This is a genomic window from Sorangium sp. So ce448 (assembly GCF_051520915.1).
Classification (GTDB): domain Bacteria; phylum Myxococcota_A; class Polyangia; order Polyangiales; family Polyangiaceae; genus Sorangium; species Sorangium cellulosum_B.
In genome coordinates this window covers 109274-131529 of record NZ_CP150343.1, presented here as the reverse complement: position 1 = coordinate 131529, position 22256 = coordinate 109274, and the positions used below count along the sequence as shown (strand labels likewise).

The window sequence follows — 22256 nt, the reverse complement described above, 5'->3', positions numbered from 1 at the left end:
TCCCCGAGCCTGGCCGGCGCGCTCCTGCCGCGCGCCCCCGGGCAGCGCCTCGAGCCCGCGCGGAGGCGCGCGTGACCGCCGACGCGGTCCGATCGCGCGGCGCGCGGGAGCTCGCGGATGAGCCCGCCCGCCGCCGCATCCGCGACGATCTGCGGACGACGCTCGTCGTCGAGGCCGCCGCGGGCACCGGCAAGACCACCGCGCTCGTGTCGCGGATCGTCGCCGTGCTGCGGAGGGCGCCCGAGGAGGGCGGCGGGACGCTCGATCGCATCGTCGCGGTGACCTTCACGGAGAAGGCGGCCGGCGAGATGAAGCTGCGCCTCCGGGCCGAGATCGAGCGGGCGCGCAGCGACCCGGGCGCAGGCCCGGCGGAGCGCGCGCGGCTCGACGAGGCGCTCGCGCACCTGGAGGCGGCGCGCATCGGCACCATCCACTCCTTCTGCGCCGACCTCCTGCGCGAGTGGCCGGTCGAGGCGCGCGTCGACCCGCTGTTCCAGGTGGCGGCCGCGGATCAGGCCGAGGCGCTCTTCGACCAGGCCTTCGACGCCTGGTTCCAGCGCACCCTGAACGACCCGCCCGAGGGCGTGCGCCGGATCCTTCGCCGGCGCCCGCGCGACGGCGCGCAGGGCCCGCGCGACCTGCTCCGGAGCGCGGCGTGGAGGCTCGCCGAGCACCGCGACTTCACGCGCCCCTGGCGGCGCGATCCGTTCGACCGCGAGCGCGCCATCGACGAGATCCTGGACCGCCTCGCGGCGCTCGCGGACCTGGGCGCCGAGGCCGACCGGGAGGGCGACTACCTCGCGCAGAGCCTCCGGAACCTCGACCGCTACCTCGCGGAGCTCCGCCGCCGCGAGGAGGTGACGGGCGGGCGCGACCACGACGGCCTGGAGGCCGAGCTCGGCGACGTCGCGCGCTGGAAGGAATGGCGCTGGAAGGGCTCGGGCAAGGCGTTCGGCGGGGATCTCACGCGCGCCGAGGTGCTCGCGCAGCGCGACCGCGTGAAGCTCGAGCTCGACGCCGTGCTCACGGCCGCGAGCGCCGATCTCGCGGCCTGCCTCTCGCGCGAGCTCCGGCCGCCGATCGAGGCGTACGACGCGCTCAAGGCCCGCGCCGGCAAGCTCGACTTCCTCGACCTGCTGCTCTGCGCCCGGGACCTCCTCCGATCGAGCCGCGGCGTGCGCGAGGAGCTGAACCTCCGCTTCTCGCACCTCTTCGTCGACGAGTTCCAGGACACCGACCCGCTCCAGGCGGAGATCCTGCTCCTGCTCGCGGCCGACGACCTCTCCGAGGCCGACTGGACGCGGGCGCGCCCGGTGCCCGGCAAGCTCTTCGTCGTCGGCGATCCGAAGCAGTCGATCTACCGCTTCCGCCGCGCCGAGGTCGCGCTCTACGAGGCGACCAAGGCCCGGCTCGTCGCGTGCGGCGCGAGCGTGCTGTACCTGTCGACGAGCTTCCGCAGCGCCCCGTCGATCCAGGAGGCCGTCAACGCGGCGTTCGCGCCGCTGATGCAGGGAGGCACCGCGGAGGGCGAGCGCGCGGCGACCCAGGCGCGGTACGTCGCCCTCGAGCGGTTCCGGGACGATCCGCCGGAGCAGCCGACGGTCATCGCGCTCCCGGTGCCGCGGCCTTACGGCGACTTCGGCAAGATCTCCGATTTCCGGGTGCGGCAGTCGATCCCGGACGCGGTCGGCGCCTTCGTCCACCACCTCATCCACGGCGGCGCGGGCGCGGCGCTGGACGGCGACGGCGCGCGGCGCTGGACGGTGACGGAGCGCGAGCGCCCGGGCCAGCGGGTGCCGCTCGAGGCGCGGCACATCTGCCTCTTGTTCAAGCGGTTCCAGACCTTCGGAGAGGACGCGACCCGCGCCTACGTGCGGGCGCTCGAGGCGCGGCGGATCCCGCACGTGCTCGTGGGCGGGCGGTCGTTCCACGATCGCGAGGAGGTGATGGCGGTGCGGAGCGCGCTGCTCGCGATCGAGTGGCCGGACGACGAGCTCAGCGTCTACGCGACGCTGCGCGGGCCCCTGTTCGCGCTGACGGACGACGTGCTCCTGCTCTACCGCGACCGCTTCCGGCGCTTGCACCCGCTGTTTCAACCGCCGGACGACGGGGCGCTCGATCTCGCGGTGGAGGGCGGGGCGCGGCCGCTCCGGGAGGTCGCGGAGGCGCTCGCGGTGCTCGGGCGGCTGCACCGCGAGCGCAACCGGCGGCCGATCGCGGACACCCTCGGCGGGCTCCTCGACGAGACGCGCGCGCACGCGGGCATCGCGATCTGGCCGACGGGGGAGCAAGCGCTCGCGAACGTGCTGCGGGTGATGGATCTCGGGCGGCGCTTCGAGGCGGCCGGCGCGACGTCGTTCCGCGCGTTCGTGGAGCGGCTCGAGCTGGACGCCGAGCGGGGTGAGGTCGCCGAGGCGCCGGTGGTCGAGGAGGGGACGGAGGGCGTGCGGATCATGACGGTGCACCGGGCCAAGGGGCTCGAGTTCCCTGTGGTGATCCTGGCGGATCCGGCGTCGCCGGCGGCGCACCAGCTCCCGTCGCGGCACGTGGATCCGGAGCTCGGCCTGTGGGCGGAGCCCATCGCCGGCTGCGTGCCCGCGGAGCTCGTCGAGCGCCGCGACGAGGTGCTGCGCCGCGATCGCGAGGAGGCGGTGCGGCTCGCGTACGTGGCGGCCACGCGGGCGCGCGAGCTGCTGGTCGTGCCCGCGGTGGGCGACGCGCGTCCGGGCGACGGCACGAGCGACGGCTGGCTCGACGTGCTGCACCCGGTGCTCTACCCGGCGCCGCGCGAGCGACGGAGCCCTCGGCGTTGCGAGGATCTCGGCTGCCCGCCGTTCGGGACCGACACGGTGCTGGAGCGCCCGGCGCGGTGCGAGGCCGACGAGCGGGACGCGGTCGCGCCGGGGGAGCACGCGCCGATGGCGGGCTCGCACCGCGTTGTGTGGTGGGATCCTGGCGCGCTGGATCTGGATCGCGAGCCGGAGGCGGGGCTGCGGCAGCAGCGGATCCTGCAGGCCGACGCGGGCGGCGCGGCGGCGGGCGTAGCGGCGGCGGGCGTAGCGGCGGCGGGCGCAGCGACGGCGGGCGCCGGGATCATCGGAAGCGCCGGGGCAACCGCGAGCGCCGTGCTCGGAGGAGAGCTCGGACAGCGCGGGCACGAGGTGTGGTTGGAGGCGCGGCAGCGGGCGATCCTGGACGGCGCGGTGGCGGCGGTCCGCGTGAAGACCGCGACGGAGATCAGCCACGAGGCGGCGGAGGCGGCAGCGGCGGCGGACGCGCAGACGAGAGGCGCCGGGGCGCCGGGAGAGCGGGCGGACGCGCTGCCGGTGATCTCGTTCGAGCAGACCGCGATCGCGCGCGAGGGCCGGCCTTACGGCAAGCGGTTCGGGACGCTGGTGCACGCGGTGCTGGCCGAGGTGGACCTCCGGGCGGGCGAGGACGAGGTGAGGACGGTGGCAGCGGCGCAGGCGCGGATGCTCGGGGCGCCGGCCGAGGAGATCGACGCGGCGGTCTCGGCGGCGGTGGCGGCGCTCGATCACCCGCTGCTCCGGCGCGCGGCGGAGAGCGCGGCGCGCGGCGCGTGCGAGCGGGAGACGCCGCTGCTCCTGCGGCTCGAGGACGGGACGATCGCCGAGGGCGTCGTCGATCTCTCGTTCCGCGAGAGCGTGGGCGACGTGGGGATCTGGACCGTGGTCGATTTCAAGACCGGCTCCGACGCGGGCACGGCGCGCGCGGCGCAGGAGGCGCAGGTGCGCCTCTACGTACGAGCGATCGCCGAGGCGACGGGGGAGCGAGCCAGAGGTGTGGTGCTCAGGGTGTGAGAGAGCGCCTTGCTCGATCCGGGCAGGAGGGCGCCCCTGTGCGCGAGGGCCTTCGCGAACGCGACCTGCGGCTCGAAGGGCGGAGCCAGCGTCGGTAGTGCGCCCGCCCCTGATTTGCCCTGGAGCGGCGAGGCGCCCGAGGAGCGGCGAAGCGGCCTACCGGCAGCGACGTCGCGCGCAGGTGACCACCTACTCCGTGGAGACGCGGACCGAGCCGAAGCCGTTACTGTGGACCAGGATCGCCTTGTCGACCGCAAGCTGCGTGTCGATTTGAAGGCTGAGGCCATAGCCCGTACTGGAGGTCGAGTCCGCGGTCTCGGTGCTCCACACGCCGCTCACCTGCTTCGCTCGCCTGGGGAGGCCGCCCTTCTTGTAGCCGATGTGCGGATCCCCGCTGCCATCGAATGCCACGGACACCTCGTTTTCCACGCCGGTGTCAACGGTGGTCTTGCTCCAGCTGCCGACGACCCAGTTATACCGGGCGGCTTTCAAGCTCACGGGGGCGCCGGAAAGGTAAGCGACCTCGCGAGTAAGGAGCGAGGTGTCCATGGCAGCATAGGAGACGCTGACGGTCGAATCGACCGTGGTCGTGTCCCAGTCCCCCATGGCGGGCCCCTGGAACTCGCTCACCTGAAGCCCTTGCCCGCTCTCGCCGTAGGCGACGACCGGCGAGTAGCCCACCATGGCGAGCGCGTCAGGACCCAGCGTCAAGAAGGCCGTGTTACGGATCGATGCGGTAGACCACGCGGCCCCGCCGAGCTTCCGTGCGTACCCTAGGCTCGACTGGCCGGTGCTGTCATTGTAGCGATGGTAGACGATGTGAATCGCGTAATCCTGGATCGAGGTGTCGTAGACGACCCCGATCGAGCTCTCTATCACCCGCTGTCCCGCGGGCGTGGAAACGAGCGTGACGCAGTCCCAGTTGCTGCCGGAGAAACAATTGCCGGCGCCGGAGCCGACCCGCCTGGCGAACATCAGATCATCGGTGGATTCATCGACGTACGAGACGAACTCGGCGCCGTCCCGATCGCCAATCGCGCCCGAAACTCCGACGATGTCGTGCGTGGTGGTATCGATATCCTCCACCGTCCAGGAGCTCCACGCCGAGCTGGTGTTCGAGGCGGACCGGCGGGCGATCGAGAGACCTCCGCTGTTTTGAGCGAAGGCGACGTTGTTCCACTTCTGCCAGGCGCCGCCCCCCAGGTCCCTCCACGCATAGCGCTGCACGCTTTTCCCTACGGTCCAACCGGTGCCGGAGATCGTGGTCGTGGACCACGCCATCGCGTTGGAGCCCGCCAGCAAGATGGCCGCCAGTGTCGTCGTTTGCAAAATCTTCAACATAGTTTCACCGAAATTGATGAAGTGCTTACCCAGATCAAGCCAGGTCCGGCCCGAGATGGCCAAGGCCGCGTTGAGCACCCTCTCGCCCGGCTCGTCGTCGCCGCAGCGGCGCTTAGCAACGCCGATGCCCAGCCCGGCCCCCTGTGCCTCGAGGCCATCGCGGAGCACCCGAGCTCGGACCGGCACAGCTCTTCGACACGGGAAATCCAGCCCGAAGCGAGCTCCTCGCGTCGCGCCATGAAGCCGGAGCGCTGCCCGCGCGAGCAGCTGCACTGCAAGGGCGTGACATGTCACCCGGCGGGCTGTGACATGTCACCCGGCGGGCTGTGACATGTCACCCGGCGGGCTGTGACATGTCACCCGGCGGGCTGTGACATGTCACCCGGCGAGCCGAGGGCGCCGGGGTCCGACGGGCGCTCACCGCCGGCCGGGGGTCCGCACGTACCGCTCGTCGTCCACGGTGGTGGGAAAATCCTCGGCGTCGACGTGCTTGTACAGGTCGCCGTCGCGGATCTCGTAGCGCATGTACACGACGAGCTCCTGGATCGACTCCTCGACTCCATCCTGCAGGATGCGGGTGTACTCGAGCACGATGTGGCCACGCTCGGTGTTGTACGAGGTGACGCGCGCGTAGAGGTCACGCGGAGCGCCCATGTACGGAAAGCGGTGGTGGAAGCTCGTCGCGCTCAGCTCGATGAGCGAGCCGTCATCCTCGCTGACCCACGTGCCCACGAAGGGCAGGCGCTGTGTCTCGTCCCTCCGGGACTCCGGCTCATCCGCCGCCTGCTTGGGTTCGGGCGCGCCAGGGCGCGAGGGCGGGAGGACGAGCTCGACCGGGGCGGCGGCCCCAGACGACAGCTGAGCTGGCGAGGGACCGCAGCCGATGGAGTGGAGCGTCGCGAGCCCAAGGGCGGCGCAGGTCACGCAAAAGCCACGTCGGTACATGAGTCGAGTCTACACCCGAGCCGCGGGAGTCGGCCCCCTGGACGCGCGGTGTACGGCGGGCGCCGGCGCCGCTCGACGCCAGCACCCAAGGGCCTCTCCGAGGAGCCCGGTGCTGCTCGCACCGGAGCGCATCCGGTGACACAATCGCGGCCTGTGAGCGCCCTCCTCGCCGCCATCGAGCGGTTTTACGATGCCGTCCCTCGCTGGTGCGCCGACGCAGAGGATCACGGACCGCTGACCCTCTTCGTTCGCCGCGGCGACGGCTGGCCCTACTACGCCCGCCCCGCCCTCGGCCATCCCGGCCCCGTATCGGTCGAGGACGTGGCCGCCGTGCGCGCGCGTCAGCGGGAGCTCTCGATCCCGGAGGCGTTCGAGTGGGTGCTGGAGACCACCCCTGGGCTCGACGCCACGGCCGAGGCCGCCGGCCTGCATGTCCGGCGCTGCCCCCTGCTCGTGCTCTGCGGCGAGCCCCACGAGACGCCTTTGCCGGAGGACGTCTCGCTCTCGATCATCACCGCCCAGGACCCGGATCTCGCCGAAGTGCAGGCCGTCGCGCCCGTCGCCTTCGGCGCGCTCGACACCGCGGTCGGTCCTGCGGGACCGGCCGAGCGGGAGGCCGCCGCGGCCGTGCTCCCGGCCGGACAGGCGGCCGCGTGGCAAGCGTCGCTGGTCGAGGGGACGCTTGTGCACGCGGCCGCTCGGGGCCGCGAAGGAGCGCTCGCCGGTCCGCTCTGCGCCGGCAGCTACCAGCACGCGCGGGACGTCGCCGAGATCGTCGGCGTGGGGACGCTGCCGGCGGCCCGGGGGCGCGGCCTCGCCGCCGCGGTCACCGCGGTTCTGGCCCGCCATGCGCTGGACGCCGGGCTCCGCACCGTGTTCCTGTCCGCGCAGAACGACCGCGTCGCGCGCGTCTATGAGCGGGTCGGGTTCCGGCGCGTCGCCACCGCGTGCATCGCAGAACCGCCCCCGCAAGCGGAGAGCGGCGCCGTCCCCGGAACGTGATGCGGCGCCCTGCCGCGGCGCCGGTCAGACAGGGGCGACGTGGTAGTCCGGTCCCTCTTCCCCGCGCAGGATCTCGGTATGAACGACCGACGCGCTCCGCAGGTGCGCCACCTCCCCGAGCTCGGCGTCGCCGCGATAGGCCGAGAAGGCCTGTTCATCCGGAAACGTGACGAGGTGGATCTCCTTCAGGGTGAGCCCAGCGCCGTCGGGCGCGGTCACCACCGTCCGCTCGATCGCGCCGCCGTACCGCGCCATCACGGCCGCGGCCTTCCTCTCGTACGCGCGAAACGCGTCGAGCGCCTCGCACCGCACCGTGAGGATCACGACCAGCGTCACAGGAACAGGCGCTCCTTCACGCCACCCCACAACCAAAGCACAAAAAAAAGAGCGCCCATTCGACGGTGGGGGGGGAAACCGTCACGGGCGCTCTGCCCTACCTGTTTAGCAGGATGCAGGCCAAGGATTGCACCTTCGATTTCCGCGAGTCTTTCCCTAGGGGACCTGCGTACTCCTTTCGTTCCTGAAATCAGCACCTGCAATCCTGGTATCCCCGACACTGCCGCGGAGCCCGTCCAGCGGGTGGTGGTGGAGCCGGCACGAGGCCGTGCCCTGTCGGCGCGAGACCGTGCCCGCCACCGGCGTCGGTTCCCGCTCGCGACATCGTCTCGAAGCGAACCACGCTCACCGGCTTCTCGTCGCATCGCGCAGCCGTCCCCGCTCGCCGGAGGCGAGGCGCCGCCCCCTTGAATCGCCCGCCCGCGCCGCGCGCCGCGAGCAGCGTTGACATCACCGCCAGGCTTGCTCCAATGCGAGTGCCCGCTCCGCGCCGTTCACACGAGGAGGCATCCGATGCGGCACTTCCTGACCACGATGGACTACACCCGCGCAGAGATCGAGGGCCTCCTCGAGCGCGCGCAGCGCTTCAAGCGGCGGCCGATCGACCCGCGCCTCAAGGACCGCACCATCGCGCTCGTCTTCTTCAACCCGTCGCTGCGAACGCGCACCTCCTTCGACGTCGGCATCCGGGAGCTCGGCGGCCACGCCGTCGTGCTCGAGCCTGGCCGGAGCGCCTGGCCCATCGAGTTCGAGGAAGGCATCGCGATGGATGGCGAGCCGGAGGAGCACATCCAGGAGGTCGCTCGCGTGCTCTCCCGCTACGCCGACCTCATCGGCGTGCGCGCGTTCCCCAAGTTCCAGCGCTGGGAGGACGATCGCCAGGACAAGGTGCTCCAGGGCTTCGCCCGCCACGCCACCGTGCCGGTCATCAACCTCGAGACCATCACCCACCCCTGCCAGGAGCTCGCGCTCGCGCTCGCCATGAAGGAGCGCCTCGGCCGCCTCGACGGCAAGAAGTTCGTCCTCACCTGGACGTATCACCCGCGCCCGCTCAACACCGCGGTCGCCAACTCGGCCGTCCTCATCGCGTCCAAGCTCGGCATGGACGTCACCCTCCTCTGCCCCAGCGAGGAGTACCACCTCGACGAGCGCTACCTCGACGCCGCCAGGAAGAGCGCCGAAGGCAACGGGCAGAAGCTCTCGATCACCTACGACATCAAGTCCGCCTACGAGGGCGCCCACGTCGTGTACGCGAAGAGCTGGGGCGCGATTCCGTACTTCGGCCGCTGGGAGCAGGAGAAGCCCATCCGCGACAAGAACAAGCACTTCATCGTCGATGAGCAGAAGATGGCGCTCACCGCGGGGGGGCTCTTCTCCCACTGCCTGCCGGTCCGGCGCAACGTGAAGGTCACGGACGCGGTGATCGACTCGCCAGCATCGATGGTCATCGACGAGGCAGAGAATCGGCTGCATGTCCAGAAGGCCGTGATGGACGTGCTGGCCAACGGGTGGTGACAACGATGGGTTCGACGCAAGACGTCATCGTCCGCCTGCTCAGGAACCTCGGCAGCCGCAAGGAGGTCGAGCAGTACCTGAAGCAGTACGCGGCCGTCGATCAGCAGAAGTTTGCGATCATCAAGGTCGGCGGCGCCATCCTCGACGAGGACCTCGAGGCGCTCGCGACCTCGCTCGTGTTCCTCAACCAGGTCGGGCTGTATCCCGTCGTCATCCATGGCGCAGGGCCGCAGCTCGACCGGGCGCTCGCCCAGGCGGGCATCCCGACGGAGCGGGTCAATGGCCTGCGCGTCACGACGCCCCGCATCCTGGAGATCGCCCGCCGCGTCTTCCTCCGCGAGAACCTGCGGCTCGTCGAGGCGCTCGAGGAGATGGGCACGCGCACGCGGCCGATCACCGCGGGCGTCTTCGAGGCGTCGCTGCTCGACGAGCCGCGCCTCGGGCTGGTGGGCAAGGTGGAGCGCGTCCATGTCGACGCGGTGAGGTCCAGCCTCCGCGCCGGGCACCTGCCGATCCTGGCCTGCCTCGGGGAGACGCCGGGCGGGCAGATCGTCAACATCAACGCCGACGTCGCCGCGCGCGAGCTCGCGCTCGCGACGCAACCGTTCAAGATGATCTTCCTCACGAGCACGGGTGGCCTCCTCGACGAGCACGGGCGCATCATCTCGGCCATCAACCTCGAGGAGGATTTCGCGGGCCTCATGGCCCAGCCCTCGCTGAACGGCGGCATGCGCCTCAAGCTGCAGGAGATCAAGCTCCTGCTCGACGGGCTGCCGGCGACCTCCTCCGTCTCGATCACGTCGCCGGATCACCTGGCGAAGGAGCTCTTCACGCACACGGGCTCTGGCACGCTCGTCCGCCGCGGCGAGCGGATCCTCCGGCACGACACGCTGGACGGCATCGACCGCGACCGGCTTCGCGATCTGCTCGAGGCGTGCTTCCTGCGGAAGCTCGACGAGCACTACTTCGACAAGAAGCCTTTCTATCGCATCTACCTGTCCGACTCCTACCGGGCGACGGCGATCCTCACGCTCGATCCGGGCGGGAGGGCCCCGCTCACTCCGTACCTCGACAAGTTCGCGGTGACCTCGGAGGCGCAGGGCGTGGGGATCGGCGGCTCGCTCTGGACGCGGATGAAGAGCGAGAACCCGAAGCTGTTCTGGCGCGCCCGGAACGGCAACGAGATCAACCCCTGGTATTTCCAGCAGGCCGAGGGCAGCTACCGCAACGAGAACTGGACGGTGTTCTGGTACGGCCTGTCGAGCTTCGACGACATCCGCGCCTGCATCGATCACGCGCTGTCCTTGCCGGCAACCCTGCGCCAGCACGGCACGGTCTGACCCGGCCCTGACCCGCCGTGGCGAGCGCGCCTCGCCGCGCTCGGGCTCACCGCGGGTCGCCGCCGCCGTCGTCCTCCGCCTCGTCGAGCGGATCGATCGACTCGTCCGTCGGGGGGCCCTCTGGGCGCGACGCCGGCAGCGGGCGCGACGCCGGCGGCGGGGCGCTCGACCTCTTCTCGCCGGCGCGCGCCTTCAGCGGCCGCCGCGGCGCTCGCTTCGGCTTCGCGGGCGCGCCGAGCGCCTCCGGGTTGCGGGGCTTCTTGAGCGCCCGAGGCGGCAGGAGCTCCGCGTCGACAGCGACCTTCTTCGCCATGAAGATCGCGGCGTCGAGCCGGTAGAAGCTGCGCTTCCGGTAGAACTTGAGGGCGCCGTCGTTGTTCTCGGCCACCTCCAGCACGAGGTGGGTGCAGCCGTGGATGCGCGCGAGGTGCTCGAGCTGCTCGAGCATGAAGGCGCCGACGCCGCGGCCCTGGTACTCGGGGTGGACCGCGAGCTCCTCGACGAAGAGCGGGCGCATGTCGTGCTTCGTGAAGTAGCGCTCGTTCATCCAGTTATCGGTCCCGGTGATCTCGAAGGCGCACTCCGCGTAGCCGACGATCTCCTGACCATGCGCCGCCCGGACCTCGAAGAGGAGCTGCTCGACCCCTTCTTCTTCGTAGACCTCGAGGAACCGCTTCTTCGAGCGAGGCCGCTGGTATTCGACCGTCTCCCGGTTCACGTCGCGGAACACCTTCTTGAGGAATTCCCAGACCCGGTTCAGGTCGCGCCGGTGGATCCGGCGCACGTAGATGAGGCTCTCTTCCCCGGCGGCGCGGGTGCTCGACTCGGCCTTGCTCATCGCCGCGCCCAGTCTACAGGACGAACGCGGGCGGGGCACTGGGGGCGGGGCATGATCTGGAAAGCCGCGTCTCCGGGCAGTCCGGCCCGAGGGGAAGGTGGTCGTCGCGTGGCGCGGGAGCGCCGAACTCGCCGGCGGGGGCGCGTGCCCCCGCCGTGGAACGAATCAACCCTGCTGAGCGGGCGGCCCGATCTGCGCGAGGCGCGCCTCGATCACGTCCCAGTTCAGGCCCGAGAGCACGTTGGCCACGTAGTCCGCCTTCTTGGTCTGGTAGTCCGCAAAGTACGCGTGCTCCCAGGCGTCGATGGCGACCATGATATGCGTGTTCGCGAACAGACCGACATCGTGCTCGGTCCGGACGAGGTTATTGAAGAGCTTCTGCTCCTGGTAGTCGTACACGAGCACCGTCCAGCCGTGCGCGCTCAGGAGCGCCGCCTTCGTGTCGGCCAGCCAGGCGTCGAAGCTGCCGAACGACGCCTCGATGAGCTTCTTCGACTGGGCGCCCGGCCGCGTCGCGCCGCTGCCGAGGTTCTCGAAGTACAGCTCGTGGAGCACCGTGCCGTTGAAGGCGACGGGCTCGCGGCGCTTCAGCTCGCTGTACGCGTTGTACGAGTAGTTCGGCGCGCTGCGGTCGGCGTTGCCAAGCTGCTCCCGGATCTCGTTGAGCTTCTTCACGTAGCCCTGGTACAGCGTGAAGTGCGCCTTGAGCTGCAGGTCGCTCAAACCCTTGGCGTTGCCGCCGAGGAGGTTGTCGAAACTCTTGGGTTCGCGTGACATGGTCCCTCCTGAACGAGCACCGCAAGCCGTGCGTGCCGCGGCGTCAGGTGGCCGCTCTACCGCTGCCGCTCTCTGGTAGCAACCCTGCCGTGCGACGTGACACACCGCCGACTCACACCGCGGACTCACGACGCCATCGGGCCTGAGCTTCCGCGCAGGAAACTCCGGACGCCGGCTCGCGCCGCGCCGCAGGGCGCCGCGCCCGAGCTGGCCCGATCGGCCGGCGCGCGCCCAAAAACCTCGTGAAACGTTGAACGCCGCCGCCGTTTCGGTCGATACTCCTGGTGCTTGCTGTTCCTTCGCGCAAGGAGGCGACCTCGTTCATGCCGGCTCGTACACAGGGGACCCATCCGACGGCCGCGCTCGCGGCGGCGCTGTGCCTGCTCGGCGCAGCGGCTCACGCCGAGGCGCAGGAACCCGAGAGACCCGAAGGCTTCGCGCTCGACAGGTTCCAGCCTGCACCCGCCGGCGACAGGATGTTCGGAGTCCAGTCCGCCTACACGGCAGGAAGCGCCGCACCCCACATCATGCTCCTCGGCGATTATGCCCAGGATCCGCTCGTGTTGCGGCGGTTGTCGGGGAACGAGGACATCGGCGACGGCAAGGTCGTCGGCAGCCAGCTCCTGCTCCACCTGAGCGCATCGCTCTCTCTGTGGGAGCGCCTCACGGTGAACGTCGATCTGCCCATCGCGCTCCAGTCGGGCGACGGCGGCGCCGCCTCCGGCGCCTTGCTGCCGCCGCCGACCAGCAGCGCCCTCGGGGATCTCCGGCTCGGCGCGCGCGCGACGCTCCTCGGCGGCTACTTCGATCCGTTCCAGATCGCCCTCGGCGGCTACGTGTGGCTGCCGACCGGCGACCCCGACGCGTATTCAGGCGACGGCAGCGTGCGCGGCGGTCCGCAGCTCCTCCTCGGCGGCCACCTGGATCGCGCTGTGTGGTCGCTCGCCGCGGGGCCGGAGTTCCGGTCCACGAAGCAGTTCGCCAACATCGAGCAGGGGATGACGGTGCACTGGGGCGCCGGCGTCGGGCTGCTGCTCGACGACGAGCGACGCCTGCAGATCGGCCCTGAGATCACCGGCGCGATCACGGTCACCGACGTCCAGCAGCGCACGACCAACCTGGAAGCCCTGCTCGGCGGGCGCTACCGCTTCGCGGACGACTTCGAGGCCGGGCTCGGCGTGGGCCCTGGCCTCACCCCCGGCGTCGGCACGCCCTCGTTCCGCGCGGTGGCCATGGTCGCCTACTCGCCCGAGGTGAAGCCGCCCGTGCAGGACCAGGACGCCGACGGCATCGCCGACCTGGACGACGCGTGCCCGCACACCCCGGGCGTCCGCAGCCCGGATCGCACGAAGAACGGCTGTCCGCCGCCCAAGGACGCGGACCACGACGGCATCCTCGACGCGGTCGACGCCTGCCCCGCCGTGGCCGGCGTCGCCTCGCCGGACCCGAAGAAGAACGGCTGCCCGCCGCCAGGGGACCGCGACAAGGACGGCATCACGGACGACGTCGACGCCTGCCCGGAGCAGGCCGGCCCGGCGAACGACGACCCGAAGCAGCACGGGTGCCCGCCGCCGCCCGATCGCGACGGCGACAAGGTCCCCGACGCGTCGGACGCCTGCCCGGATCTGCCCGGCCTCATCACGACCGACCCGGCCACGAACGGCTGCCCGGGCGACACCGACGGCGACGGCATCCGCGACGACAAGGACGCCTGCCCGAACGAGAAGGGCAAGCCGAACGAAGATCCGACGCAGAACGGGTGCCCGGTGGCGGTCCGGGTGACCGAGACCGAGATCGTCATCCTGCAGCAGGTGCAGTTCGACACCGGCAAGGCGACCATCCGTCCGGTGAGCAACGAGCTGCTCGACGAGGTCGCGGGCGTGCTCAAGGACCACCCGGAGATCCTCAAGATCGAGGTCCAGGGCCACACGGACGACCGCGGCACGCGCCAGTTCAACACGAAGCTGAGCCAGGCCCGCGCCGAGTCGGTGCAGAAGGCGCTCGTCGAGCGCGGCATCGCGGCCCAGCGCCTGCAGGCGAAGGGCTACGGCCCCGACGTCCCGATCGCGGAGAACAAGACCGAGGCGGGTCGCCAGAAGAACCGGCGCGTCCAGTTCAACATCATCGAGAAGGAAAAGAAGCAGCCCTAGGCTGGAGGCGTCGATGGCAAAGCGATTGGCATTCACGGGGCTCACAAGCGCCGCGCTGCTCGGGGCGCTCTATGGGACCGCGAGCGCGGCTCCGGTGCGGCGAGTCCAGGTGGCGCAGCGGGGTGATTTCGTCCTCATCGGCAACACGCTCGCGCACGACTGCGCGTCGTCCACGCCCGCGCCGCTGGTGGGCACGGTCGGGGCGTGCGGCACGGCCGCGACGCTGGGGGACTCCGCGCCCGATATCTACTGGCGGGGCGACAGCCCCCTCGCCGGCCAGGCCGAGGCGAACAACACCATCGATCCAGCGGCTGCCCGCAGCACCGCGGTCCTCAGCCTCCCCACGGGCGCTCGGGTGACCCACGCGTACCTCTACTGGACGGTGAGCCGCGACAGCGGCACCTCGGCCGATCTCACCGTGACCCTGGATCGGCCTGGCGGCTTCTCTTCGAGCGTGACCGGTACGATCTCGGGTCAGACGGAGATCCTGGGCCTCGCCCACGCCCAGACGGTCGCCAACGTCACGTCGATCGTGCAGACGCGCGGCGCGGGGGCGTATCGCCTGAGCGGGATCTCCAACGGGACCGAGCTGGACAGCGTGAGCCAGCAGATCGCGTTCGCCGGCTGGTGGATGGTCGTGCTCTACGAGCTGACGACCGCGCCCGCGCGGAACCTCGCCGTCTTCGACGGGCTGGATCAGGTGATCGACGGCGCGACCGTCGGCTGGCGGATCTCGGGGTTCGTCGTCCCCTCGGGCGGCGGCCAGGCGAAGCTCGGCGTGATCGGGTACGACGGAGACAGCTCGACCGGCGACGCGCTCGAGTGGAACGGGACCGCGCTGTTCGACGCGCAGAACCCGGCGAACAACTTCTTCAACAGCTCCCGCTCGTTCCTGGGCGCGCCGATGTCCTCGGTGGGCGATCTGCCGAGGCTCACCGGCGGGCCGCTGAGCATGAGCGGCATCGACATCGACGTGACGCAGGTGCCGGCCAACCTGCTCATGGCCGGCGACACGGAGGCCGAGGTCGGGGCGGCCGTCAACGGCGCCGACAGCTACCTGCTCGGCGGCCTCATCACGTCGGTGCCGACGCGCCTCCCGGATCTCTCCACGTCGACCAAGTCGGTCCTCGACCTCAACGGCGGCGGCGTCACGCCTGGCGACACGCTCGAATACACGATCCTCGTCGCCAACACCGGGGATGACAACGCCGCAGCCGTCGTGCTGAACGACCCGCTGCCCGCCGGGGTCACCTTCGTGCCGGGCTCGCTCGAGATCGCCTCGGGCCCGAACATGGGCGGCGTGACCGACGCGCCCGGCGACGACGAGGGCGAGTACGTCGCCGGCACGCGGACGGTCCGCGTCCGGCTCGGCGACGGCGCCGACGCGGCCCAGGGTGGGTCGCTCGGCGTCAGCGAGACAACGACGGTGCGGTTCCGCGTGACCATCGATCCGGGCACGGGCGGCGGGATCGCGAACCAGGCCATCATCACCGGGCGGAGCCCCGAGGGAGGCGCGGCCCAGGACTATCCGACGGACGGCAACGGCGCGGAGCCGGGCGCGCCGCCCACGGAGATCCTCGTCGACAGCGACGGCGACGGGCTGAGCGACGGCGACGAGAAGGCCGCTGGCACGGACCCGAACGACGCCGACACGGACGACGACGGCGTGGCCGACGGCGACGAGCAGCTCTGGAATCGCGACACCGACGGCGACGGCCTCGTCAACGCGCGGGACGTCGACAGCGACGACGACGGGCTGCTCGACGCGACGGAGATCGGCTTGACGGACTGCGATGGTCCGGGGACGGACGCGCTGGCGGGGCACTGCGTGCCCGACGGCGACGCCGGGGCGACGACGACCGATCCGCTCGACGCGGACACCGACAACGGCGGCGTGCTCGACGGCTCGGAGGACGCCAACCTGAACGGCGTGCTCGACGCGGGTGAGACCGACCCGGCGGCCGGGCACGGCGCCGACGACCAGCGCGCCGACGCCGACAACGACGGGCTCGGCGACGCTCTCGAGAGGACGCTCGGCACCGATCCGAACGACGCCGACAGCGACGACGACGGCGTGCGCGACGGCGACGAGCCGAACCCGACGGACGACAACGACGGCGACGGGCTCATCAACCCGCTCGACATCGACAGCGACAACGACGGCCTCTTCGACGGCACCGAGCTCGGCCTGGGCTGCGACGGTCCGGGCACCGACGCGGCGGCGGGCAGCTGCGCTCCCGACGGCGACGCGGGCGCCACCACGACGTCGCCGCTCGAGGCCGACACGGATCGCGGCGGCGCGAGCGACGGCTCCGAGGACGTCAACCTGAACGGCGTGCTCGACGCGGGCGAGACCGATCCCCGCTCCGGTCACGGAGACGACGATCCGCAGAACACGGACACCGACGACGACGGGCTGAGCGATGGTCTCGAGGTCTCGCTCGGCACGGACCCGAACGACGCCGACACCGACGGGGACGGCGTCCGCGACGGGCGCGAGCCGAACCCGGCTCACGACACGGACGGCGACGGGCTCCTCAACGCGCTCGACGCCGACAGCGACAACGACGGCCTCTTCGACGGCACCGAGCTCGGCCTGGGCTGCAACGGCCCTGGCACCGCGCCGTCGCGACGATGCGTACCGGACGAGGACGCCGGCGCCACGAAGACGTCGCCGCTCGACGCGGACACGGACAACGGCGGCACGAGCGATGGCTCCGAGGACGCCAACCTGAACGGCGTCGCGGACGACGGCGAGACCGACCCGACCCGCGGGCACGCCGACGACGATGACGAGAACAACGACCGGGACGACGACGGGCTGAGCGACGACCTGGAGAAGACGCTGGGCACGGACCCGGGCGACGCGGACTCGGACGACGACGGCGTGCAGGACGGGCAGGAGCCGAACCCGTCGGACGACGCGGACGGCGACGGGCTCATCCAGCCCCTCGACGTGGACAGCGACGACGACGGCCTCTACGACGGGACCGAGCTCGGCCTCGCCTGCGACGGCCCCGGCACCGACGCGGACGCCAGGCACTGCACGGCGGACGGGGACAGCGGGGCCACGACGACGTCGGCGCTGAGCCGCGACAGCGACCGGGGCGGCGCGAGCGACGGCTCGGAGGACGCCAACCTGAACGGCGCGCTCGAGGCCGGCGAGACGGACCCGACCGCCGGCCATGGCGCCGACGACAGCCAGAACGCCGACGGAGACGGCGACGGGCTGAGCGACGATCTCGAGGTGTTCCTCGGTTCGGATCCCGAAGATCGCGACACCGACGACGACGGCCTGCTCGACGGCGAGGAGCCGAACCCCAGCGACGACGGCGACGGCGACGGCCTGGCTGACGTCCTGGACGCGGACAGCGACGGCGACGGGCTCTTCGACGGGACCGAGGCGGGGAAGGACTGCGCGGACGCGGACACCGATGCCGCGGCCGAGAGCTGCACGCCCGACGCCGACGGCGGGACCACCACGACGAGCGTGGTGAATCCCGACACGGACCGCGGCGGCCAGAGCGACGGCGAAGAGGACCTGAACCACGACGGCAAGGTCGACGAGGGCGAGACCGATCCGAACGACGCCGGGGACGATCTCGGCGATCGCGACGGCGACGGCCTCTCGAACAGCGAGGAGACGGCGATCGGCACCGATCCGGACGACGCCGACAGCGACGACGACGGCGCGCTCGACGGCGAGGAGGTCGAGCCTGGCGTCGATACGGACGGAGACGGGAAGATCAACGCGCTCGATCCCGACAGCGACGGGGACGGGCTCTTCGACGGGACCGAGCTGGGCAAGGGCTGCTCGCACGAGGACACCGACGCCGACGCGGCCACCTGCGTACCGGACGGCGACGACGGGGCGACGACGACCTCGCCGACGCAGGCCGACACCGATGGCGGCGGAGCGAGCGACGGCGACGAGGACGCGGACCACGACGGGGTGGTCGACGCGGGCGAGCGCGATCCGAACAACCCCGCGGACGATCAGCCGGCGGAGTGCGAGGAGGACAGCGCTTGCGGCGCTGGGATGGTGTGCGACGAGGAGACGAAGGAGTGCGTCCCGGGTTGCCGCAACCCCGACAACACGATCGGCCCGTGCACCACGCCGCTCCCCGGTGAGGGCGTCGTGGTGGAAGGCGGCGGCTGCGCCTGCACGGTGGGCGCGGAGGGCGACGGCAGCCGCTCGGCGCCGTGGGCCTTGCTCGCTGCCGGCGCCTGCGCCGCCGTGCTGCACCGGCGCCGCCGGCGCAGCTGAGCTCTCCCCCCCGGGCGGCGCCCCCGCGCCGCGCAGGAGGGGGCGCCTGTGCTACAAGCCAACGGAATAACTATGCTTTTATGCGAGGCGCGCCCGCCTGCGGGGCGCCTCCGCCTGCGGCGACCGATGCGCCGCGGGTTGCCATCGGCCGTCCGTGGCCTAACGATGTTTTCCCACGGGAGAGTGCATCTTGCCCCGACCTTCTGATTCCGTCGTCCGCGCCATCACGATGGATGGCGCTTTTCGCGTCATCACCGCGCTGACCACCGAGACCGTGCGGGGGGCCATCGCGGTGCAATCTGCGACCGGCGCGACCGCGCAGCGGCTGGGAGAGCTGATCACCGGCGCCATCCTCGTGCGCGAGGCGATGGCGCCGAACCTGCGGGTCCAGGCGATCGTCAAGGGCGCGGCCGGTCACGGGAGCCTGGTGGCCGACTCGCACCCGGACGGCACGAGCCGCGGCCTGGTCAACCTGGGCAAGGGGGCCACGGCGGAGAGCGCGGTGGAGATCGGCGAAGGGTCGCTGCTACAGGTCATGCGCACGCTGCCGAGCGGCATGCTCCACCAGGGGGTCGTCGAGATCCCGGCCGAGGGCGGCATCTCCGCGGGCCTGATGACGTACATGCAGGAATCGGAGCAGGTCGTCTCGATGATCGCGGTGGCGACGCTGATCGGCGAGGACGGCGTCGGCGCTTCCGGCGGTTACCTCGTGCAGCTGCTCCCGGAGGTCGAGCGCGGTCCGCTCATGGTGATGACCGAGCGGCTCAAGGACTTCGAGCGCCTCGACGACGTGCTCGCGCACGCGGGAGCCTCGGCGGACGTGCTGCTCGGGGAGCTGCTTTACGGCATGCCGTTCTCACGGCTCGAGGACTCGCCGCTCAGCTTCAGCTGTCGCTGCAGCGAGCTCCGGGTGATGGCCACGCTGGCGAGCCTGCCGCGGAGCGACATCGAGGAGATGGTCACGGACGGGAAGGTCCTCGACATCCGCTGCGATTATTGCGGGAAGGACTACCAGGTGTCGCCGTCGCAGCTCCGCTCGCTGCTGACGACGAGCTGAGCGGCCGCGCGCCCGCGCGGCCTCCACACCCACGCACGGGGTCACGCGGGATCGCGGGGCGAGAGGCCGCGGATCACGAAGGTGATGACCCGCTCGATCTCCGCCTCGTCGTCCCACGCCGCATCGGGAGCGATGTACACGCGGTGGACGATGTACCCCACGAACGTCGAGGCGACGCAGCGGAGGACGAGGGGCGGCGGCCACCCGACGATCTGCCCTTCGCGCTGGAAGTGCTCGATCAAGGCGAGCCCCTTCTCGAGGAGCGGCGCGAACACCCTGCCGGCGATGCCGAGCCGCAGCTCGGCGTCGAACGGCAGCTCCTGCGCGAGGATGCGCACCAGCTGCGGGTGCGCGCGCACGAAGGCGATGCGCTCGGCGAGGAGCGCCCGCAAGAACGCCTCGAAGGTCGGGTACGTCGCGTCGAAGAGCGGGTCCATGGACCGCGCCAGCGCGGGCCCGACGAGCCGTTCGACGGCGGGGCCGATGACGCCCAGGAGGAGGTCCCGCTTGCTCGGGAAGTACTTGAAGATCGTCGCCTCGGCGACCCCTGCGCGCCGCGCGATCTCCTTGGTCGCGGTCCCGTGGAAGCCCTGCTCGGCGAAGGCGGCGACCGCAGCGTCGACGATCTTCTTCTGCGCCTCGGTCAACGTGTCGTGCGGGCGCGCGCGTCGGCTCATCGGTGTCCTCTCTCCTCGACTTCTAGCAGCGCCGCGCGGCGGCTCGGGCGCGCTGCGGGCGGCGCGCGCTAGGCGGCCTCGGCCCTGCGGGTGAAGAGCCGGTCGAGCGCCTTCCTGAGCTCGCGCTCGTCGAGCGGATCGCAGCGCACGCCGACGTAGCCGTCCGGCCGGACGAGGACGGCGGCTGCCGCCTCGGCGCCGTACGCCGCGTGGGCGCGCCCGTCCGGATCTGCGTACCCTCCGGCCTCGGGCGCGTTGATGACCAGCACCTTGAGGTCCGGCCTGCTGAGCTCCGCGGCGAGCCGCCGGACGAGCCCGTGCGCCTCGGTGTTCGCGCTGCCCTGGGGTGGACCGGCGAAGAGCAGCAGCGTGGATTCGGCGCCGCACATCAGCTCGAACAGGTGGACCTGCTGTCCTGCCGCGCTGCTCAGCAAGGCGTCCGGCGCGCGATCTCCGGCGCGGGGCCCGCGCTCCGGCGGGTGCCCGATCTGGATGGACAGCGGGCTCTTCCGGTATCGGATCTTGAGCTGCGAGACGAACCCCAGCATCCGGCGTTGCACGGCAGCGACGCCGATGGCGCGGATCATCAGGCGCGGCGCGACGAGGCGCAGCGCCCGGCCCATGAGACCGTGTCCGGCCATGAGCCCGAAGAGGCGGTCTGTGAAGTCGATCAGCCGGCGCGCGACGGGCAGCCGCTCCGTCTCGTAGGTGTCGAGCAGCCACGCTGGCATCCTGCCCTGCTCGACGGCCGCGAGCTTCCACGCCAGGTTGTACGCGTCCTGGATTCCGGTGTTCATCCCCTGCCCGCCGGCCGGGCTGTGGATGTGCGCCGCGTCGCCGGCGAGGAACACGCGCCCCTTGCGCAGCCGCGTGGCGACGCGGTGGTGCAGCCGGTAGCGCGAGAGGACGATCGCCTTCTGTATCTTGAACGGCGTGGGGATCATCGAGCGCATCACGCCTTCGAACTCCTCGAGCGAGAGCGACGCGCCGCGCGCCGGCGACGCTTCGGGCAGGATAAGGACGATCCGGAACCGGTGGCTTCCAGGCACGGGGAAGGCCGCTGCGAGGCCCCGGCGCGAAGGGCTGATATAGATGTCGCCGTCCGGCAGCGGCCAGTCGATGACGAGGTCGCCGAGCATGCAGTGATCGTCGTAGGAGTCGCCCTCGAAGGCGATGTCTGCGCCCTGGCGGACGGCGCTGCGCGCGCCGTCGCAACCGAGGAGCCACTTCGCGCGCACCACCTCGGTGTTCCCGTCGACCCGGCGGAGCGTGCATGTGACGCCGGCGCTGTCCTGGGTATAGGAAGCGAGCTCGACGCCGCGCTCGACCGTCGCGCCCAGCTCCGAGAGCCGCGATCCGAGGACGCGCTCGGTGTCGAACTGCTGGATGACGAAGATGCCAGGAACGGGCGTGGAGAGCTCCGGGAAGTCGAAGATCGGCAAGCGTGCGCGCTGGCCGTTCGAGAGGAGGACGTTGAGCCCTCCGACGCGCGTGGCGTGCGCCATCGCGGCGTCTGCGATCCCCATGCTGGTGAAGATCTCCATCGTCCGCGTCTGCACCACGAGCGCTCGCGAGTGATCCGGCGGCGGCTCCAATGCCTTGTCGACGATCCGCACGGTGAGCCCGCGCCGAGCAAGCTCTCCGGCCATCGTCAACCCCGTCGGACCACCACCGACGACCAGCGCATCCACAGCTTCTGTCATAGGCCGCCTCCGGACTGGTGAGTGAGCATTCACTCACCTTATGTGGGGGGCCCGGGCGGTTGGCAAGGCATCAAGGCAAAACATGTCTCACATTGACACACATCCCACAGTCAACTGCCCCCTGGTTCAGCTCGCCCAGCTGCGGCCTCGACCGCACCGGGGTTGACCCGCCGACCGAGGTTGAGCTGCCGGAGCTGAGCCACCGACCGAGGTTGAGCCGCCGACCGAGGTTGAGCCGCCGACCGAGGTTGAGCCGCCGACCGAGGTTGAGCCGCCGACCGAGGTTGAGCCGCAGGTTGAGCCGCCGACAGGTTGAGCCGCCGACCGAGGTTGAGCCGCCGACAGGGGACCAACGATCGCCCCCGTGGTTGAGCTCAGCGCGACGCCGTCATATTCAACAGGGGCGGATCTTGAAGCTCACCAGCGAACTCTCCGCTCACCCGCCCCCACCCGCCTTCGCTCGGCAGACCGCGCCCGCGTGCTCGCT

At 71.3% G+C, this 22256-nt stretch carries 14 protein-coding genes; 7 read left to right on the top strand and 7 right to left on the bottom strand.

Going from position 1 to position 22256, the window contains the following annotated elements; all coding sequences use genetic code 11:
* Positions 1–71 precede the first annotated feature (71 nt).
* A complete protein-coding gene (locus WMF45_RS00545) occupies positions 72–3821 on the top strand; it encodes a UvrD-helicase domain-containing protein (protein ID WP_437715020.1) in 3750 nt (1249 codons plus the stop codon).
* Positions 3822–4010: 189 nt separating this feature from the next.
* Here WMF45_RS00545 and WMF45_RS00540 read toward each other — a convergent pair whose 3' ends face one another.
* Positions 4011–5330, bottom strand: a complete 1320-nt coding sequence (locus tag WMF45_RS00540; protein ID WP_437715019.1) for a hypothetical protein — start codon at positions 5328–5330, stop codon at positions 4011–4013.
* A 249-nt stretch (positions 5331–5579) separates the two neighbouring features.
* A complete protein-coding gene (locus WMF45_RS00535) occupies positions 5580–6107 on the bottom strand; it encodes a hypothetical protein (RefSeq protein ID WP_437715018.1) in 528 nt (175 codons plus the stop codon).
* A 153-nt stretch (positions 6108–6260) separates the two neighbouring features.
* On the opposite strand from WMF45_RS00535, the gene WMF45_RS00530 reads away from it, so the two are divergent.
* Positions 6261–7109 (top strand): GNAT family N-acetyltransferase, encoded by an 849-nt coding sequence (locus tag WMF45_RS00530; protein ID WP_437715017.1) that lies wholly within the window; start codon positions 6261–6263, stop codon positions 7107–7109.
* Positions 7110–7133: 24 nt separating this feature from the next.
* Here WMF45_RS00530 and WMF45_RS00525 read toward each other — a convergent pair whose 3' ends face one another.
* Positions 7134–7445, bottom strand: a complete 312-nt coding sequence (locus WMF45_RS00525) for a hypothetical protein (protein ID WP_437715016.1) — start codon at positions 7443–7445, stop codon at positions 7134–7136.
* A gap of 513 nt (positions 7446–7958) precedes the next feature.
* On the opposite strand from WMF45_RS00525, the gene WMF45_RS00520 reads away from it, so the two are divergent.
* A complete protein-coding gene (locus WMF45_RS00520) occupies positions 7959–8960 on the top strand; it encodes an N-acetylornithine carbamoyltransferase (RefSeq protein ID WP_437715015.1) in 1002 nt (333 codons plus the stop codon).
* A gap of 5 nt (positions 8961–8965) precedes the next feature.
* Positions 8966–10300 carry an acetylglutamate kinase gene (locus tag WMF45_RS00515; protein WP_437715014.1) on the top strand — a complete coding sequence of 445 codons (1335 nt, stop codon included), beginning with the start codon at positions 8966–8968 and terminating at the stop codon, positions 10298–10300.
* Between the two features lie 46 nt (positions 10301–10346).
* Here WMF45_RS00515 and WMF45_RS00510 read toward each other — a convergent pair whose 3' ends face one another.
* Positions 10347–11138, bottom strand: a complete 792-nt coding sequence (locus tag WMF45_RS00510) for a GNAT family N-acetyltransferase (protein ID WP_437715013.1) — start codon at positions 11136–11138, stop codon at positions 10347–10349.
* A 165-nt stretch (positions 11139–11303) separates the two neighbouring features.
* The gene (locus WMF45_RS00505) at positions 11304–11915 is read right to left on the bottom strand and encodes a superoxide dismutase (RefSeq protein ID WP_437715012.1); all 612 of its coding nucleotides are present in this window, start codon (positions 11913–11915) and stop codon (positions 11304–11306) included.
* A gap of 323 nt (positions 11916–12238) precedes the next feature.
* Between WMF45_RS00505 and WMF45_RS00500 the strand changes: the two genes are divergently transcribed.
* From WMF45_RS00500 to WMF45_RS00490, 3 genes are all read left to right on the top strand, one after another.
* Complete coding sequence (locus tag WMF45_RS00500) at positions 12239–14065, top strand: OmpA family protein (RefSeq protein ID WP_437715011.1); 1827 nt, start codon at positions 12239–12241, stop codon at positions 14063–14065.
* A gap of 13 nt (positions 14066–14078) precedes the next feature.
* Complete coding sequence (locus WMF45_RS00495) at positions 14079–18332, top strand: hypothetical protein (protein WP_437715010.1); 4254 nt, start codon at positions 14079–14081, stop codon at positions 18330–18332.
* 190 nt (positions 18333–18522) lie between these two features.
* Entirely contained in the window at positions 18523–19389 is an 867-nt protein-coding gene (locus tag WMF45_RS00490; protein WP_437715009.1) for an Hsp33 family molecular chaperone HslO, read from the top strand.
* 41 nt (positions 19390–19430) lie between these two features.
* On the opposite strand, the gene WMF45_RS00485 is transcribed toward WMF45_RS00490, so the two are convergent.
* Both WMF45_RS00485 and WMF45_RS00480 read right to left on the bottom strand, forming a co-directional pair.
* Positions 19431–20066 (bottom strand): TetR/AcrR family transcriptional regulator, encoded by a 636-nt coding sequence (locus WMF45_RS00485; protein ID WP_437715008.1) that lies wholly within the window; start codon positions 20064–20066, stop codon positions 19431–19433.
* A 68-nt stretch (positions 20067–20134) separates the two neighbouring features.
* Entirely contained in the window at positions 20135–21769 is a 1635-nt protein-coding gene (locus WMF45_RS00480) for an FAD-dependent monooxygenase (protein ID WP_437715007.1), read from the bottom strand.
* Positions 21770–22256 lie beyond the last annotated feature (487 nt).

Bases quoted from the DNA above. Each gene is read 5' to 3' on its own strand.
- WMF45_RS00535 (WP_437715018.1), bottom strand. From the start codon at position 6,107: ATGTACCGACGTGGCTTTTGCGTGACCTGCGCCGCCCTTGGGCTCGCG.
- WMF45_RS00520 (WP_437715015.1), top strand. From the start codon at position 7,959: ATGCGGCACTTCCTGACCACGATGGACTACACCCGCGCAGAGATCGAG.
- WMF45_RS00515 (WP_437715014.1), top strand. From the start codon at position 8,966: ATGGGTTCGACGCAAGACGTCATCGTCCGCCTGCTCAGGAACCTCGGC.
- WMF45_RS00510 (WP_437715013.1), bottom strand. From the start codon at position 11,138: ATGAGCAAGGCCGAGTCGAGCACCCGCGCCGCCGGGGAAGAGAGCCTC.
- WMF45_RS00505 (WP_437715012.1), bottom strand. From the start codon at position 11,915: ATGTCACGCGAACCCAAGAGTTTCGACAACCTCCTCGGCGGCAACGCC.
- WMF45_RS00500 (WP_437715011.1), top strand. From the start codon at position 12,239: ATGCCGGCTCGTACACAGGGGACCCATCCGACGGCCGCGCTCGCGGCG.
- WMF45_RS00495 (WP_437715010.1), top strand. From the start codon at position 14,079: ATGGCAAAGCGATTGGCATTCACGGGGCTCACAAGCGCCGCGCTGCTC.
- WMF45_RS00485 (WP_437715008.1), bottom strand. From the start codon at position 20,066: ATGAGCCGACGCGCGCGCCCGCACGACACGTTGACCGAGGCGCAGAAG.
- WMF45_RS00480 (WP_437715007.1), bottom strand. From the start codon at position 21,769: ATGACAGAAGCTGTGGATGCGCTGGTCGTCGGTGGTGGTCCGACGGGG.